The sequence below is a fragment of the Amycolatopsis ultiminotia genome (assembly GCF_039536925.1).
Classification (GTDB): domain Bacteria; phylum Actinomycetota; class Actinomycetes; order Mycobacteriales; family Pseudonocardiaceae; genus Amycolatopsis; species Amycolatopsis ultiminotia.
Genome location: NZ_BAAAZN010000016.1, coordinates 151793 through 168261, shown reverse-complemented (window position 1 = coordinate 168261; position 16469 = coordinate 151793). Strand labels below are relative to the sequence as shown.

General features: G+C 70.2%; 4 protein-coding genes. All 4 read left to right on the top strand.

Annotated elements, in window-relative coordinates; translation table 11 throughout:
- Window positions 1–32 precede the first annotated feature (32 nt).
- The 4 genes from ABD793_RS31145 to ABD793_RS31130 are packed head-to-tail and all read left to right on the top strand — an operon-like array spanning window position 33 to window position 16424.
- Window positions 33–1601, top strand: a complete 1569-nt coding sequence (locus ABD793_RS31145) for a DUF6875 domain-containing protein (RefSeq protein WP_344866490.1) — start codon at window positions 33–35, stop codon at window positions 1599–1601.
- Window positions 1571–6241, top strand: a complete 4671-nt coding sequence (locus tag ABD793_RS31140) for an amino acid adenylation domain-containing protein (protein WP_344866487.1) — start codon at window positions 1571–1573, stop codon at window positions 6239–6241. The genes ABD793_RS31145 and ABD793_RS31140 overlap by 31 nt, the downstream gene beginning before the upstream one ends.
- The gene (locus ABD793_RS31135) at window positions 6226–12576 is read left to right on the top strand and encodes an amino acid adenylation domain-containing protein (RefSeq protein WP_344866485.1); all 6351 of its coding nucleotides are present in this window, start codon (window positions 6226–6228) and stop codon (window positions 12574–12576) included. The genes ABD793_RS31140 and ABD793_RS31135 overlap by 16 nt, the downstream gene beginning before the upstream one ends.
- Entirely contained in the window at window positions 12573–16424 is a 3852-nt protein-coding gene (locus tag ABD793_RS31130; protein WP_344866483.1) for an amino acid adenylation domain-containing protein, read from the top strand. Before ABD793_RS31135 ends, ABD793_RS31130 begins: the two co-directional genes overlap by 4 nt.
- The last annotated feature ends 45 nt before the right edge of the window (window positions 16425–16469 follow it).

Sequence of the window (16469 nt, the reverse complement as noted above, 5' to 3'; positions counted from 1 at the left end):
CGGCTGACCGGGCCGGCCAGGCGCTGGAGTGGATGGAGAGCTTTGTCGCCGCGCCGCACCCCGATCTCGGCAGGCCGGGCGATGTCTGTCCGTTCATGCGCAACGCATTGCGGAACGGGCGAGTGGAGCTGCGGCAGTGGGACGCGACCGCAGGCCGGGCCGAGCTGGACCGGATTCTGGTTAGCGTGCGCGAAGAACTCGCTGGCGACGAGTCGGCCGAAGCAGCCCGCCGAAGCGTCGTCGTAGTGCCCTACGGCATTCCGGACGACGAGCTGATCGGCCTGGTGCAAAGTGTCCAGCGCGAATTGAAGTCGAGCTTTGTCGAGTCCGGGCTCATGCTCGGGGAGTTCTTCCCCGGCAATGCCGCGGCAGGCCTGCACAATTCGGAATTTCACCCGTTGGCGAGCCCGGTGCCGCTGCTCGGCGCGCGGCATATGGCACCCACGGATTTGGCCTTCCTGGCCGCTTCGGACATTCCTGGGGACGAAGCCCTCCGGTTGCTCGGGCACTATCGGCGGATCTTCGCCGGTACGCTCGGCGATGCCGCGGAACGCAAGCTGGCCGAGGCGGAAGAGCGGGCGCGCGCGGTGGTTCTCGCTCCTTCGGAGGCGCGCAGGCTGCGTTCGCTGGCCGACCCGGCTCCCGGGCGGGTGCTGCACGCCCTGGCCGTCCTCGGGGTGGCCGATCACCTGGCCACGCCGCGGTCCGCCGTCCAGCTGTCCGAACTCGTCGGTGCACCGGTACCGGTACTGGACCGGATCCTGCGGGCCGCGGCGACGCTGGACGTGGTGGCGCCGGGGCCGGGGGACGAGTGGCGGCTTCTTCCCGCGGGCACGCTCCTGGCGACTGACACGCCGGGAAGCCTGCGGGCGGAGTTCGCCGACAACGACATGTTCGCCCTGTGGACCGGCTTCATGCACAGTGTCCGCACCGGCGAACCCTGCTATCCGGAGGTGTTCGGCGCTCCCGTGTTCGAGCGGATCACGGACACGCCCGAAAAGCTCGCCGCGTTCCATCGCCAGATGCACAGCCGCGCGCACGAAATGTACGAGCCGTTGCTGGAACTGCCGGTGTGGCCCGGCACCGGGCTGATAGTCGATGTCGGCGGCGGCACCGGCGCCCTGCTGGAGCTGCTGCTCGGTTTGCGCCCCGGGCTGCACGCGGTCTTGGTGGACCTGCCCGAAGTGGTGGCGCTGTCCGCACTTCCGGAGCATCCGCTGCTGTCGGACCGGGTGCGCCTGCGAGGCGCGGACATGCTGACCGACGAACTTCCCCGGGGGGATGTCGCTGTACTGGCCGCGGTGCTGCACAACTGGCCGGACGAACGCGCTGTCGACATCCTGGCCGCCTGTCGCGACGCGGCCCCGCGCCTGCTGATCGTGGACCGGGTGCTGGCCGAGACCGGAGACCGGTCCGGGCGCCTGAACGATCTCCTCATGTTGTCAGCCTGCGGAGGCAGGGAAAGAACCCGATCCGGCTGGAGCGAACTGCTGGGTGCGGCCGGGTTTCGGCTCGAAGGCGTGCACGAGATGCCGGGCGCTGAGCTGTCGGTGATGGAATGCGGCGTGGCTTGGCCCGGCCGCGCGGGGAGGCGACCTTGAGACCGGCGAGCCGTGGCGCAGCTGGCGGTCCGTCTATCCCGGTCCTGTTCCGGCGCTGGGTGCGCGAAACTCCGGAGGCCGTCGCGGTCGAACTCGGCCGGCGGAAGCTCACCTACCGTGAACTGGGCGCCGCCGCGAACCGGGTCGCGCGGGCCCTTGTCCAGGCAGGCGCGGCCGCGGAATCGGTCGTCGCGGTCGCAGCGGAACGCTCCCCCGACTGGGTCGCCGCGGTACTCGGCGTGGTCCAGGCCGGGGCGACCTACCTGCCGCTCGACGCGGACTACCCAGCAGAACGCATCAGCTTCATCGTGTCCGATTCCGGCTGCGCAACGGTGTTGACGGACTGTGCGACCAAGGCGAAGCTGCCTGAACTGGCAGTGCCCATACAGGAGCTGCCTGTACAAGAGCTGCCCGAGCTTCGAGCCGGTGCTGTGCGGCTGCCCGAGGTCAGGTCCGCGCAGTCGGCGTATGTCATCTACACCTCAGGTTCGACCGGGCAGCCGAAAGGCGTGGCGGTTACCCATTCCGGCATGGAGGCGCTCGTCGCGCAGGCACGCGGCCATCTTCGGATAGCGCCGGGCAGCCGGGTCCTGCAAGCCTCGTCGCCCGCGTTCGACACCTCGGTGTGGGAGCTGTTCGCCACGCTGCTGTCCGGCGCGACGCTGGTGCTGGCGAAGAAGGAGGAACTCGAGCCGGGCCGCCCGCTGGCCGGCACGATCGACCGGAACGGGGTGACCCATGTCGCGCTGACGCCCTCGGTCGTCGTCCCGCTGCGTCCGGAATGGGTACCGGGCCTGCGATGCCTGATCGTCGCCGGCGAGACGACCAACCCCGATCTCGTGGGGACCTGGGCGCCCGGACGCACGATGATCAACGCCTACGGTCCGTCGGAGACCACAGTCTGCGCCAGCATGAGCGGTCCGCTGGCCGTCACCGGGAAAATGCCCACGATCGGCCGTCCGGTCGAGAAGGCGTCGATTCAGGTGCTGGACGGACGGCTCGCTCAGGTCCCGCCCGGTTCGATCGGCGAGCTCTACGTCGCCGGACCGGCATTGGGACGCGGCTATCTGAGCCGCCCGAAGCTGACGGCGGAACGGTTCGTCGCGAATCCGTTCGGCGGTGCGGGCGAACGGATGTACCGCACCGGCGATCTGGCCTCGTGGACGGCGGGCGGCGAGCTGATGTTCCACGGCAGAGCCGATTCGCAGATGAAGATCCACGGCGTCCGGATCGAACCGCACGAGGTCGAGGCGGTGCTGACCGGCCATCCGGGGGTCGCGGACGCACTGGTGACTTCGCTCGACCTGCCGCGGGGCAAGCAACTTGTCGCCTATGTCGTGCCCGCCGCGGAGACCGGCCTCTCGACGAGCCGCGATTACGGGTCCATCGCGCTGGATTCCGAATTCGTGCACAGCGAATTGCGCCAGCTCGTCCTGAGCAGGCTTCCCGCCCCTTTTGTCCCCGCCTCTTTTGTCACGGTGGACCGGATACCACTCACGCTGAACGGCAAGCCGGACCTGTCCGCGCTTCCTCAGCCCGCGCCCCGCCGCACGGAGTACCGGGCGGCGCGCAATGAAATCGAAGAGAGCTTCGCCGCGCATTTCGCGGAAGTGCTCGGGTTAGGCCAGGTCGGCATCGACGACGACTTCTTCGCCATCGGCGGCGACAGCATCCAGTCGATTCAGGTCGTCTCCCGGGCAAGGCGGCACGGCGTCGAGGTCAGTGCCAGGGAGATCTTCGAGAAGCGAACGGCCGCGGCGCTCGCCGCTCTGGTGGCATCGCGATCGGCCTCCGGGGCCGCGCCTCGCCCGCCGGAACTCGAGCACGGCAGTGCGGGCTCGTTCCCGCTTCTGCCGGTCGCGCAATGGATCCGGGGCTGGGGAGCGGGCTTCGACCGGTTCCTGCAAGCGATGGTCGTGCAGTTGCCGGAGGGGATCGACAGCACGACGCTGACTGCGACATTGCGAGCTGTTCTCGAGCATCACGACATGTTTCGGATGCGTCTGACGGCCGACGAGATCGTCCTGGCGCCGCGGGGGACTGCGGAGCCTGCACTGGACCGGGTCGAGTGGACCGGCCAGTGGGGCGCTGAGTGGCAGGCCAGCGTGCGGCAGGAACTGGAACGGGTCGCGGCCGGACTGAACCCGGCTACCGGTGACGTCGCCCGGTTCGTCTGGTACGACGGCGACCCGGGAAGACTGCTGATCGCGTTGCACCACTTGGTGATCGATGGCGTGTCCTGGCGCATCCTGCTGGCCGACCTCGAGGACGCGTGGGCAGCCGTTCGCGAGGGACGCCGGCCCGAACTGCCGAAGGCCGGGACTTCACCAGGCGTCTGGGCGCGCGCCCTTGCCGAAGAAGCACGCAGTTCGCGGCGCGCGGCGGAGTTGCCGCTCTGGCAGTCGATCTTGGCGGGTCCGTCCTCGTCGCTCGGAACGCGGTCGCTGGATCCGGACGTCGATACGCTGGAAACCGTTGTCCGGACCTCGATTTCGTTGCCGGCGGCGGTCGCCGAGTCGCTGCTCACCGCGGTGCCGACGGCATTCCGTGCGGAGGTCATGGACGGCTTGACCGCCGGTCTGGCTCTCGCCTTGGCGAAGTGGCGAAGCGACAAGGGAATGGACGAAAGCTCTCTGCTGCTTCATGTCGAGGGGCATGGCCGGGAGGAGGAAGCTGTTCCCGGCGCGGAGCTGTCCCGGACCGTGGGTTGGTTCACCACGGTGTTTCCGATCCGGCTCGATCTCGCCGGAGCCGACCTCGAAGACGCATTCGACGGCGGTGCCGCAGCAGGCAAGGCAGTCAAGCTCACCAAGGAACTGTTCCGGTCGATTCCCGACAAGGGTCTCGGCTATGGATTGCTCAGGCATTTCAACCCCGACACCGCCGCCGAACTCGACGGCCCGCCTCTCGGCGAGATCTGCTTCAACTATCTGGGGCGCTTCGCGCCGACGGACTCCGGAGCCTGGAGCCAAGTCGAAGTGCCCGCGCTGACCGTGCTGGATGCCGCGCAGGACCCGAAAATGCCCGCTTCGGCGAGCCTGGAAGTCACTGCGTTGCTCAAAGCCGGTCCGGAGGGGGAACGGCTGCAGGCTGTGCTGGCGGCGCCGAGCGGCCTGCTGTCCCAGGACGAGCTGACCGCACTGGCCGGTCTCCTGACGGCCGCGTGGACGGGGCTGGCCCGGCACGCGAGGGCGGCGGCCTCCTCGTTGACTCCGTCCGACGTGCCGCTGGCTCCGGTCGCGCAGGACGATCTGGACCAGTGGGCGCACGAACATCCGGGTCTCGCCGAGGTGTGGCCGCTGCTGCCGTTGCAGGCGGGGTTGCTGTTTCACAGCCTGCACAGCAATTCCGGCGCCGACGCCTATCAGATGCAGTACGTTTTGCGCCTGACGGGCGACCTCGACCCCGGGCGGATGCGGGCCGCGGCACAGGCGCTGCAGGACCGGCACGCCGGATTGCGGACGACCTTCGCCCCGGACAGCCGCGGCGAGCTGTTTCAGCTGGTGCTCGAGTCGGCGGCGCTGCCATGGGAAACGAGGGATCTGTCCGCCCTCGACGCGGCCGAAAGGGATCGGCTATTCGAGCGTTTCCTCGCGGAGGATCTGCGCGATCGGTTCGCTCTCGGCACGCCGCCGATGGTGCGAATGACCCTGATCCGGATGTCGGAAGGCGAATCCGAACTCGTCCTGACCGTGCATCACGCGATTCTCGACGGGTGGTCGGTGCCGGTTCTGGTGCGAGATCTCTTGCTGCTCTACGGTTCGGCGCCTGCCGGACTGCCCAGGGCCGGAAATCAGCGGGATTTCCTGGCCTGGTACGCGAAACAGGACAAGATCGAGGCCGAACAAGCCTGGAAGCGCGAACTGGACGGCGGGCAGCCGACGCTGGTCGGCGACGCGGCGGGACGTCCCGGCGGCACCGACACCATCCGAAAGGCGCACGTGCCGCTCGACGCCGCCGACTCGCGTGCGCTCGTCTCGGCCGCCGCTGATCTGGGCGTCACCGCCAATACTGTCTTCCAGGCCGCTTGGGGCATGCTGCTTTCGCAGTTGACCGGCCGTGCGGACATTATCTTCGGCGCGGCGGTTTCGGGCCGGTCGTCGCCGGTTCCCGGCATCGAAACAGTGGTGGGCATGCTGCTCAATACGGTCCCCGTGCGCGTGGACTGCTCCCCGGAGCGCACCGTCGGCGGTTTGATCGTCGCGCTGCAGGCTCGGCAGGCCGCATTGGTGAGTTATCAGCACCACGGGTTGAGCGAGCTTCAGCAACTGACTCGCAGGCGGACCTTGTTCGACACCATGGTTTCCTTTGAATCGTTCCCGCTCGATCGGGCCGGGATCGCGCAAGAGGGGGAAAGCGCCGGCGTCAGCGTGACCGGCATCCGTGCCTTCACGCCGAATCACTATCCGTTGTCGCTCGTGGTCTATGCGGATTCGGAGAGTCCGTTGCGCGCCATCGTGCACTACCAGAGCCACATTTTCGATGCCGACGCGGCGGCATCGATCGCGAACCGGCTGGCCGCGATCCTTCAGCAGATGGGAAAAGACGTCGCGAAAAAGGTCGGCGCCTTGCTGCTCGAAGGTGCTGCGGGAGACGCGAGTGCGGCTGACATCAGGAGGCTTGGATGGAACGCGAAGTGACAGGTTCGAACAGCGTCAATGCGGGCGCACCGCAGGACCTCAAGACCGCTTGGGAGCTGTTCGCGGAACAGGTTGCGGCACACCCTGAATCCATTGCTTTGGCCTGCCCCGGGGAGCAGGTCTCTTACCGCCGGTTGGCGGCCGACGCCGAAGGGCTGGCCGCCGAGCTGCTCCGGCGGGGCGCGGGCCCGGAGTCGATCGTCGCGCTGAGTTTCCCGCGTGGCCGCGCCCTGATCACGGCGATGCTCGCGGTGTGGCGCGCTGGAGCGGCGTACTTGCCGGTCGACCACACCTATCCGGCCGAGCGCATCGAGGCGGTGCTGAGCCAGGCCAGGCCCCGGCTGCTGGTGCGCGCCCGGGACATCGCGGTGCCCGGCTCGGAATTCGACTGGCTGCCGACCGTGGTCGTCGATGACCTGGCGGGCGGCGACCCGGCCGGCGAAGTCCCGGCCGTCCCGCCTTGCCTGCCCGCGCATCCCGCGTACGTGATCTATACCTCCGGCACGACCGGGGTGCCCAAGGGCGTGGTCGTCACCCATCAGGGCCTGGCGAACCTGGTCTTGTCGCATGTGGAGCCGCTGAAAGTCGACACTCGGTCCCAGGTGCTGCAGTTCGCGTCCACGAACTTCGACTCGCCCATGGCGGAGGTCGCGATGAGCCTGTTCGCCGGCGCGACCTTGGTGGTCGCCCCGGCGGAGCAACTCACGCCTGGCCCGGAGCTGGTCAAATTGGCCGCCCGCACCGGCACCACCCACTTGACGGTGCCGCCCTCCGCGCTGTCGGTCATGAAGGAGACCGAGCTGCCGTCGGTGACCACGCTCGTAGTCGTCGGCGACACGGTTACCGGCTCGACGGCGGAGCGCTGGGCACCCGGTCGCCTGATGATCAACGCGTACGGTCCGACGGAGAGCACGGTGTGCGCGACGATGAGCCGAGCGCTCGCCGGCGCGGAGCGGCCGCCGATCGGCAGCCCGATCGCCGGGACGACGGGGTACGTGCTCGACGATGCACTGCGCCCGGTTCCTCCCGGCACCGTCGGCGACCTCTACCTCGCGGGCACCGGCGTCGCCCGGGGCTACCTGCAGCAGTTCGGTCTCACCGCGCAACGCTTCGTCGCGTGCCCCTTCGGGTCGCCCGGCGAGCGCATGTACCGAACCGGCGATCTCGCCCGCTGGCGCGACGACGGCCAGCTGGACTTCCTCGGCCGCACCGACGACCAGGTCAAGGTGCGCGGCTACCGGATCGAACCGAACGAGGTCGAGTCGGTGATCGGCAGCCACCCGGATGTGGTGCACGTCGCGGTCGCCGCGCACGAAGACCTGCTTGTCGCCTACGTCGTGCTCGCTCCGGACCGCGGGGACGCGAAGACGGTGAAAACCTTCGCCAAGAGCAGGCTGGAACCGCACCTGCTGCCGGATCGGTTCGTCGCGACGGACAAGCTTCCGCTGACCCCGTACGGAAAGATCGACCGCAGGGCCCTGCGCGCCCCGGCCGGCGAGTACGCGCCGAAGGGCGAGGCTCCGAGCACGTCGTCGGAGCGCGGGCTGTGCGAGGTGTTCGCCGAGGTGCTCGAGTTGCCGTCGGTGGGCGTCGACGACGATTTCTTCGACCTCGGCGGGCATTCGTTGCGCGCCACCAGGTTGATCATGCGCGCGCGGGCACGGCTGGGGCTGGAGATCACGATCCAGGACCTGTTCGATTGGCCGACGCCGGCGGGTTTGGCACGGTTGATCGACGGCGTCCCCGATCAACCGCCGCCGGGCCCGGAACCGGCGCCGTTGTCCTTCGGGCAGCGCCAATTGTGGTTCCACCACCGCTTCCACGGCCCCAGCCGGACTTACAACATCCCGCTGGCCTTGCACCTCGAAGGCAGGCTCGACGTCCCGGCGCTGCGATCCGCGATCCGCGATGTCGCCGACCGGCACGAAACACTCCGCACGATCGTGGCGGAAAGGGACGGCGATCCCTTCCAAGAGCTCGCCTCAGCCGAGCGAATCGAGTTCCGGCACCACGAAACAGCGGCGGCCGACCTCGACGCCCGGCTCGCGCACGCCGCCCGGCTTCCGTTCGACCTGGAAGCCGAGCTGCCGCTGCGAGCGGAATTGTTCACGACTGGGCCGGAATCGCATACTCTGCTTCTTCTCCTGCACCATATCGCCGCCGACGGATGGTCCTTTCGCCCGCTTCTCGCCGACCTCGGCACGGCGTACGACGCGCGCCTGGACGGCACTTCGCCGAAATGGGCGGAGCTTCCCCTTACCTATCGCGAATACACGCGTTGGCAAGCGGAGCGTCTCGGTGAGGTGACCGATCCGCACAGCATCGCGCATCGCCAGCTGGACTACTGGCGTGACGCCCTTTCCGGAGCGCCCGCGCAGCTGGAATTGCCGGTGGACCGTTCGCGACCGGTGGTGCCGGCTTACGAGGGGGAGGTGCATTCCTTCGGAATCGACGCCGCCCTGCGCAAGCGGCTTCTCGCCCTGGCCAAGGACACCGGCACGACCCTGTTCATGGTGATGCAGGCGGGCCTCTCCGCATTGCTGACGCGGCTCGGCGCGGGCACTGACCTCCCGCTCGGCACTCCGATCGCCAGCCGCGCGGACGAACGGGCGGACGATCTGGTCGGGTTCTTCATGAACACGATCGTCCTGCGGACCGATACCGCCGGCAATCCGGAATTTCGCGAACTGCTCGGCCGGGTCCGAAAGACCGGACTGGCCGCCTACGGGAATCAAGACCTGCCTTTCGAATTGCTCGTGGAACACCTCAGCCCGCATCGCTCCGGCACCTATCAGCCGCTGTTCAACGTGATGATCACGATGGACCGCGATGACGGCGCCGAAATCGATCTGCCGGGTCTGGCCGTGCGGTCGAGCTTCGTCCCTTTCGGAGTGTCGCGGTTCGACCTCTCGCTGTCGGTCACCGATCGGCCGCGCGGCGGACGCGGGGAGGGCGAGATCGAGTGCCATCTGGAATTCAACACCGCGATTTTCGAGAAGGAGACGATCGCCGCCTTCTCGTCCCGGCTCCTGGGCATCCTCGGGCAGGTGGCCGGCGGACCTGACATCGCGCTCGATGCCCTGGACGTGCTGACTCCGGGTGAGCGGGCGGCTTTGACCGCGGCGGACCAGGCCGGTGCCGACCACGGCACGAGCGGCACTGTCGCGAGCGCATTCGAAGAGCGGGCAGCGGAAACGCCGGACGCCGTGGCTCTCGTCGCCGGTGCGCAACAGCGGACCTTCTCGGAGCTCAATGCCGCCGCGAACCGCCTCGCTCGCGTGCTGGCCGGTCATGGCGCCGGGCCGGAAACCGTGGTCGCCGTGCAGTTGCGCCGCGGTCTGGCGCTGGTCGAAACCCTGCTCGCGATCAGCAAAGCGGGCGCGGTCTATCTGCCGGTGGATCCGGACTATCCGGCCCATCGCGTCGCCAGCATGCTGAACGACGCGAAGCCGATCCTCGTCGTGCGCGACTCCTCGACGAGCACGCCGGCTCCAGGCGACTGCCCGGTACTGCTCGTCGAGGAGAATCCCGGAGACGTGCGGGCGGACAATGTCGCCGACGCTGAACGACGTTCGGCGCTGCGTCCGGACCACCCCGCGTATCTGATGTACACCTCCGGTTCGACCGGACGCCCCAAAGGGGTGCTGGTGCCGCATCGCGGCGTGCTCAACCTGCTCGCCGGGTCCCGGACCCAGCTGGGCCTGCTCGGGCCGGACACGGTCCTGCTCCACTCCACGTCGCCGAGTTTCGACACGTCGTACTGGGAAATCGTCGTCACGCTTCTCGCGGGCGGGCGGGTCGTCCTGTCGCCCGCGGGCGGCTGGAACGCGGGGCGCGACCTGGTGCCGCTGATCGCCGAGCATGCCGTCACGCACGTCCCGGTGCCGCCCTCCTTGCTCGCGGCTTTCCCGGCGGACGCCATCCCGGACGGCACGACGATCATCGTCGGCGGCGAGCCGTGCCCGCCGCGTCTCGTGCGGGAATGGAGCGGGCGGTGCCGGATGTTCAACGCCTACGGCCCGACCGAGGCGACGATCGCCGCGACGGCCGCGGGCCCGCTGACCGACGGCCCGCCGCCGATCGGCAAGCCGCTGCACGGCGTGCGGACCTATGTGCTCGATCAGCGGCTGCGCCCGGTGCCGACCGGCGTCGCCGCGGAGCTTTATCTCGCCGGCGCCGGTGTCGCCCGGGGCTACCGCGATCTTCCCGCCGCCACCGCGGAGCGGTTCGTGGCCGACCCGATCGGTCCCGCCGGCTCCCGCATGTACCGCACGGGCGACCTCGCGCGGCTGCGTCCGGACGGCGAGCTGGAGTTCGTGGGCCGGTCCGACGAGCAGGTCAAAGTCCGCGGCTACCGGGTCGAACTGGGCGAGGTCGAGGCGGTGCTTCAGGACTGCCCGGGCACGGCGGGTTCGGCCGCGACGGTGCACCGGGGCACAGGCGGCGCGCACCTTGTCGGCTACGTCGTTCCCGGTGCGGGCGAGGCACTGGACCCGGCCGCGATCCGCGCCTTCGCGGCGGATCGGCTGCCCGCCCACATGGTGCCCGGCACGGTACTGGTGATCGAGGCGCTTCCGTTGTCTCCCAACGGGAAACTGGACCGAGCTCAGCTCCCTGAGCCGGATTTCGCGCAGCTGGCGGACGGGCGCGCGCCGCGGACCCCGCTGGAGGAGGCGCTGACCGGTCTCTTCTCGGACGTGCTCGGCGTGCCATCGCTGAGCATCGACGACAACTTCTTCGATCTCGGCGGGGACAGCATTGGCGCGATTCGCCTCAGCAGCCGCGCGCGCAAGGCGGGAGTGGAGTTCGCCCCGCGCGACGTCTTCCGGCACGGAACGGTCGCCGGACTCGCGCTGACGGCCAGGCAGGCGAGCGAAGAATCGCCCGCCGAGCCCGACGACGGCATCGGCGAACTGCCGCTCACCCCGGTCATGCACTGGCTTCGGGAGCTCGGAGGGCCCAGCGCGGGCTTTCACCAATCGATGCTCGTGGTGACGCCGTCCGGGCTCGGCCGGGACACGCTGGAGTCCGTGCTGCGGGTCGTCGTGGACACTCACGACGCCCTGCGGCTGCGGCGAACCGTCCGCGGCGCCGAATGGTCGCTCGAGGTCGAGCCGGCGGGAGTGCCGGTCGAGCTGCGCCGGGTGGAGGTCGCGGGACTGACCTCCGGCGCACTGGCCGATGTCGTCGCGGCCGAGTCCTCGCGTGCGGTGCGGAAACTTGATCCCGACGCGGGCCGGGTCGTGGTTCCGGTCTGGTTCGATGCCGGCGAGACAGCGCAGGGACGCCTGTTCGTCGCGATACACCATCTCGCGGTCGACGGCGTGTCGTGGCGGGTTCTTCTGGACGACCTCGGCGACGCGGCCGCCGCGGCGGCCACGGGCCGGTCGCCGCTGCTGCTCCCGCCGCGAACGTCGTTCCGGCGTTGGGCGAAGACCCTGACCGCCGAGGCACGCCAACCGCGCCGAGTCGGCGAATTGCCGTACTGGCGGCAGGTTCTTTCGCATCCGGAACCCGCCGATCTCGTGCCGGTTCCCGGCCGGGACACCACGGCGACGACGGACCGGTTGACGGTCACGCTGGCCAGTGACCACACCGCGCGGCTGCTCGCGGAGGTGCCGGCGAAGTTCCATTGCGGAATCGACGACCTGCTGCTCACCGCGCTGGTGCTCGCGGTCGCCCAGTGGCGAGGCGACTGTCCGGTCATCGACGTCGAAGGGCACGGCCGAACCGATCTGGCGGACGTCGACACCTCCCGCACAGTCGGCTGGTTCACCAGCGCGCACCCCGTGCACGCGGACCTCGGGGGCATCGACGCGGGCGCGGTGCGGCAGGGAGGCCCGGCGCTCGGCACCGCGATCAAACACGTGAAGCAACAGCTGCGCCGCACTCCGGGCGACGGCCTCGGTTACGGTTTGCTGCGGTACCTGAATCCGGAGACCGCGCCGCAGCTGGCCGGACGGCGGCCGCGGATCGCTTTCAACAATCTCGGCCGGTTCTCGCTGGGGCAGAACAAGGATTGGTCGACAGCCCCGGACGCCGGATCCTTCGGCGGCGGTGCCGGCCCCGAGCTGCCCCTCCAGCACGGGCTGGCCCTGGACACGATCGTCGAAGAGCGTCCGGAGGGGCCGCTGCTGCGCGCGACCTGGACCTGGCCCAGCGCGCTCGTGCCGGAAGCGACGGTCGGCGCCTTGGCCGGCTCGTGGCTCGCGGCTCTCGTCGCCATGGCCGCGCTCGGGGACGACGCCGGCGGCTTCACTCCGTCCGATCTGGCGCTGGTCGAACTGGACCAATGCCAGATCGAACGCCTCGAGAACGCTTGGCGGCGGCCATGACGGCATCCGGGATCGCCGATGTGCTTCCGCTGTCCCCGTTGCAGGAGGGCCTCTTCTTCCACACCCTGTACAACGAAGACGGCCCCGACGTCTACGTCACCCAGCTCGTGGTGGAGCTGACCGGCAGACTGGACCGGGACGTGCTGCGCGCCGCGGTCAACGCGCTGCTGTCCCGGCATCGGCACGTCGGCGCCGCGTTCGTGGTGGAGCATGTCGAGCGCCCGGTGCAGATCGTCCCGCGCGAAGTCGCGGTTCCGGTGCGCGAGGTCGACGTCGCCGATCAAGCGGAGCTGGCCGGACAGCTGGCCGCGGAAAGGGAATCCCGCTTCGTTCTGTCCGAGCCTCCGTTGCTGCGGCTGCTGCTCGCGCGGCTGGGCCCCGAGCGCAGCGAACTGGTGCTCACCGGTCACCACATCCTGCTGGACGGATGGTCGCTTCCGGTCCTCGTGCGGGAACTGCTGCAGCTGTACCGGACCGCCGGAGACGTTTCCGGATTGCCCGCCGCCCTGCCGTACCGCGAATACCTGCGGTGGCTGGCGGGCCAGGACCGGGAGGCCGCGCGCGCGGCGTGGCAGGCGGAGCTGTCGGACCTGGACGAGCCGACGCTGGTGGGTTTGCCGCGGCACGCCCGGAACCAGCCCACGCTGCCCCGGCAGGCCGTCGCGGAACTGTCCGCGGGCACCACCGCGGCGCTGCTCCGCAGGGGACGCGCCCGCGGCGTGACCCTCGCCGATGTCGTGCAGGCAGCGTGGGGCATCGTGCTGGGCCGGTCGACCGGCCGGGACGACGTGGTCTTCGGCACGGTGACGACGGGGCGGCCGCCGGACCTGCCGGACGTCGAGCAGATGGTCGGGCTGTTCGTCAACACCGTCCCGGTCCGGCTTCGCCTGCGCCCGGACGCGCCGGCGTGGGCCGTCGCGCGGACGGTGCGGGACCGCCAGCTCGAGATGACGCCGTTCCAGCATGTGCCGCTCGCCGAGATCCAGGCCCGCGCCGGGCTGGACGAATTGTTCGACACGATCGTCGTGTTCGAGAACTATCCGGTCGAGCCGCTGGACGCCGAGGACTTCGGCGGCGTCCGGGTCGCCGGGGTGCGCGGGCTGGACGCCTCGCATTACCCGCTGATGCTGGCCGCGATCCCCGGCGAACGGCTGCGGCTGCGGCTGGACTATCAGGCGGACGCGGTCGGCCGGGACGCCGCGGAGACGATGCTCGCCGCGCTCGAATCGGTTTTCGAGACCCTCGCGGCGGATCCCGGCCGCCTGCTCGGCAGCCTCGACCCGCTGGGACCGCGGTCGCGAACGTGGCTGGAGACGGGCAACGCGACGGGGCGGGACCTCCCGGCCGCCACTGTCGCCGAGCTGATCGAGGATCGCCGCGCCCGCCATCCGGACCGCGTCGCGGTGCTCGCCGGACCGCTGGAGCTGACCTATGCCGAGGTGAACGCGCGGGCGAATCAGCTGGCCCGGTTGCTGGTGGCCCGCGGGGCCGGTCCCGAGCGGACCGTCGCACTGGCGCTGAGCCGGTCGGCGGATCTGGTGGTGGCGCTGATCGCCGTGCTCAAAGCTGGCGCGGCCTACCTGCCGGTCGACACCGCTTACCCGGCCGAACGGATCGCTTACCTGATCGGGGACGCCCGGCCGGTGCTCGTGCTGACCGACGCGGACGGGATCCCGGCGACCGAGGCGCCGGTGGTGGACCTGCGGGACGTCGTGCTGACCGGGTTCCCCGCCGGCAACCTCGCGCCCGCCGAACTGCCGGGCGGTCGCACCGCGGAGTCGGCCGCGTCGGTGCTCTACACGTCCGGCTCGACCGGCCTGCCCAAGGCGGTGATCGGCACTCAGGGCGGGCTGGTCAACCAGGTGTCGTGGTATCGCGATCTGCGTCCGTCCGACGGCGACGGCGTCGTGTGCGCGCGGACCTCGATCAGCTTCGTCGACGGCCCGCTTGAGCTGCTTCGCCCGCTGGCGCACGGCGGACGCGTCGTACTGGCCGACGAGGAGACGGCGCGGGACATGGCGGCGCTGGCGGACCTGATCGCGGCGAGCCGGTCGAGCGTCCTCACCGCGGTGCCCACGGTGTTGCTGGCGTTGCTGGACGAGGCGGGCGGAGACCACCGGCTGGCGACGCTGCGCCTGGTGGGCAGCAGCGGCGAGCCCATGCCCGCGGAGTTGCCCGCTCGGCTCGCGGCCGCGAGCCCCGATGCCAGGCTGGTCAACCTTTACGGCTGCACGGAGGTCAGCGGCGACAGCCTGTTCGTCTTCTGCACCGAAGACGACCGGCCGGTCGGCCGTCCGCTGTGGAACACCCGGGCGTACGTGCTGGACGGGGCTCTGCGGCCGGTGCCGATCGGGGTGGCCGGAGACCTGTACCACAGCGGGATCGGCGTCGGCCGGGGCTACGCGGAACGGCCGGGAGCGACTGCCGCGCGGTTTGTCGCGGATCCGTTCGGCCCGCCGGGCGAGCGGATGTACCGGACCGGGGACCGGGTCCGGCGGCGCCGGGACGGCGCGCTGGAGCATCTGGGGCGGGCGGACGATCAGCTCAAGGTGCGGGGCGTGCGGATCGAGCCGGGCGAGGTCGAGGCCGCGCTGGCGCGTCATCCCGGCGTCGAGCGCGCGGCGGTCGCGGTGCGCGCCCGGCCCGGTGCCGGACCGGCGCTGGTCGGGTACATCGTCGGCACCGCGAAAGCGGCGGGCCTGCGCGCGCACGCCGCCGAAGTGCTGCCCCGCGCGTTGGTGCCGAACGACTTCGTCTCCCTCGACCGGCTGCCCACGACGCCGAACGGGAAACTCGACCGACGCGCTCTGCCGGTGCCGGAAGCCTCACCGGAAGCGTCGCCGCCCGCTACTCCCGCCGAGCAGGTGATCTGCGAATTGTTCGCCGAAGTGCTCCAGCTCCCGTCGGTCGGCACGCAGGATGACTTCTTCGCGCTGGGCGGCCATTCACTGCTGGCCACCCGGTTCGTAGCCCGTGTGCGAACAGTGCTCGGCTACCGGCCGACAGTACGGATGTTGTTCGCCGCGCCGACTCCCGCCGCATTCGCCGCGCGGCTGGGAACCGCTGCCGCGGAAGGGTCCCTCGACGTGCTGCTCCCGCTGCGAGCCGGCGTCGGGAGGCCGCTGTTCTGCCTGCCTCCGGCCAGTGGATTCAGCTGGTGCTACGTGGGTCTGCTCCGCTACCTCCCCGTCGACCGGCCGATGTACGGGCTTCAGGCCCGTGGCCTGACCGACCCCGGCCGGATCGACGCGACGATCGAAGACGTGGCCGCCGACTATCTCGCGCAGATCCGTGCTGTGCAGCCGAAAGGACCGTACGACCTGCTGGGCTGGTCGCTCGGCGGCCAGTTGGCCCATGCCGTCGCCGTCGGGCTGCGCGGACTGGGGGAGGAGGTGTCGCTGGTGGCGATGCTGGACTCCTATCCACCCGGACAAATTCCGCTCGGCGAACCGGCGGCCCCGGATCAGGGCCTGCGGGCGCTTCTCGTCGAATACTTCGGTCTCGACGCGGTGCCCGAAGGGCCGCTTCGGCCGGCGGCGGTCGCGGAGATGCTGCGAGCACGCGGGATCGCGGATCTCAGCGAAACGCTCCTGTCGGCGATGAGCGAAGTGCTCACGGCGAGCGTTTCGCTGGCGCGGTCGCACCGGCCGGAAATGTTCGACGGCGACGTCTTGTTCTTTCGCGCCGCACAGGGATGGCCCGGCGCCCCGCCCGATCCGCAGGCGTGGCGCACCCTTGTGTCCGGCCGGATCGAGGTGCACGACGTGCGGGCAGCGCACGGAGCGATGACGAAACCCGCGTCGCTGGCCCAGATCGGCCAGGTGCTGCGCACCCGGCTCGGCCGATGAACGCCGGAAGCGAACCGGTTCCCGGTCCCGTGCCGGGAAGAGCAG

What these genes read in the sequence shown, in the direction of transcription:
- ABD793_RS31145 (WP_344866490.1), top strand. Translation starts at nt 33, where the DNA reads ATGGAGAGCTTTGTCGCCGCGCCGCACCCCGATCTCGGCAGGCCGGGC.
- ABD793_RS31135 (WP_344866485.1), top strand. Translation starts at nt 6,226, where the DNA reads ATGGAACGCGAAGTGACAGGTTCGAACAGCGTCAATGCGGGCGCACCG.
- ABD793_RS31130 (WP_344866483.1), top strand. Translation starts at nt 12,573, where the DNA reads ATGACGGCATCCGGGATCGCCGATGTGCTTCCGCTGTCCCCGTTGCAG.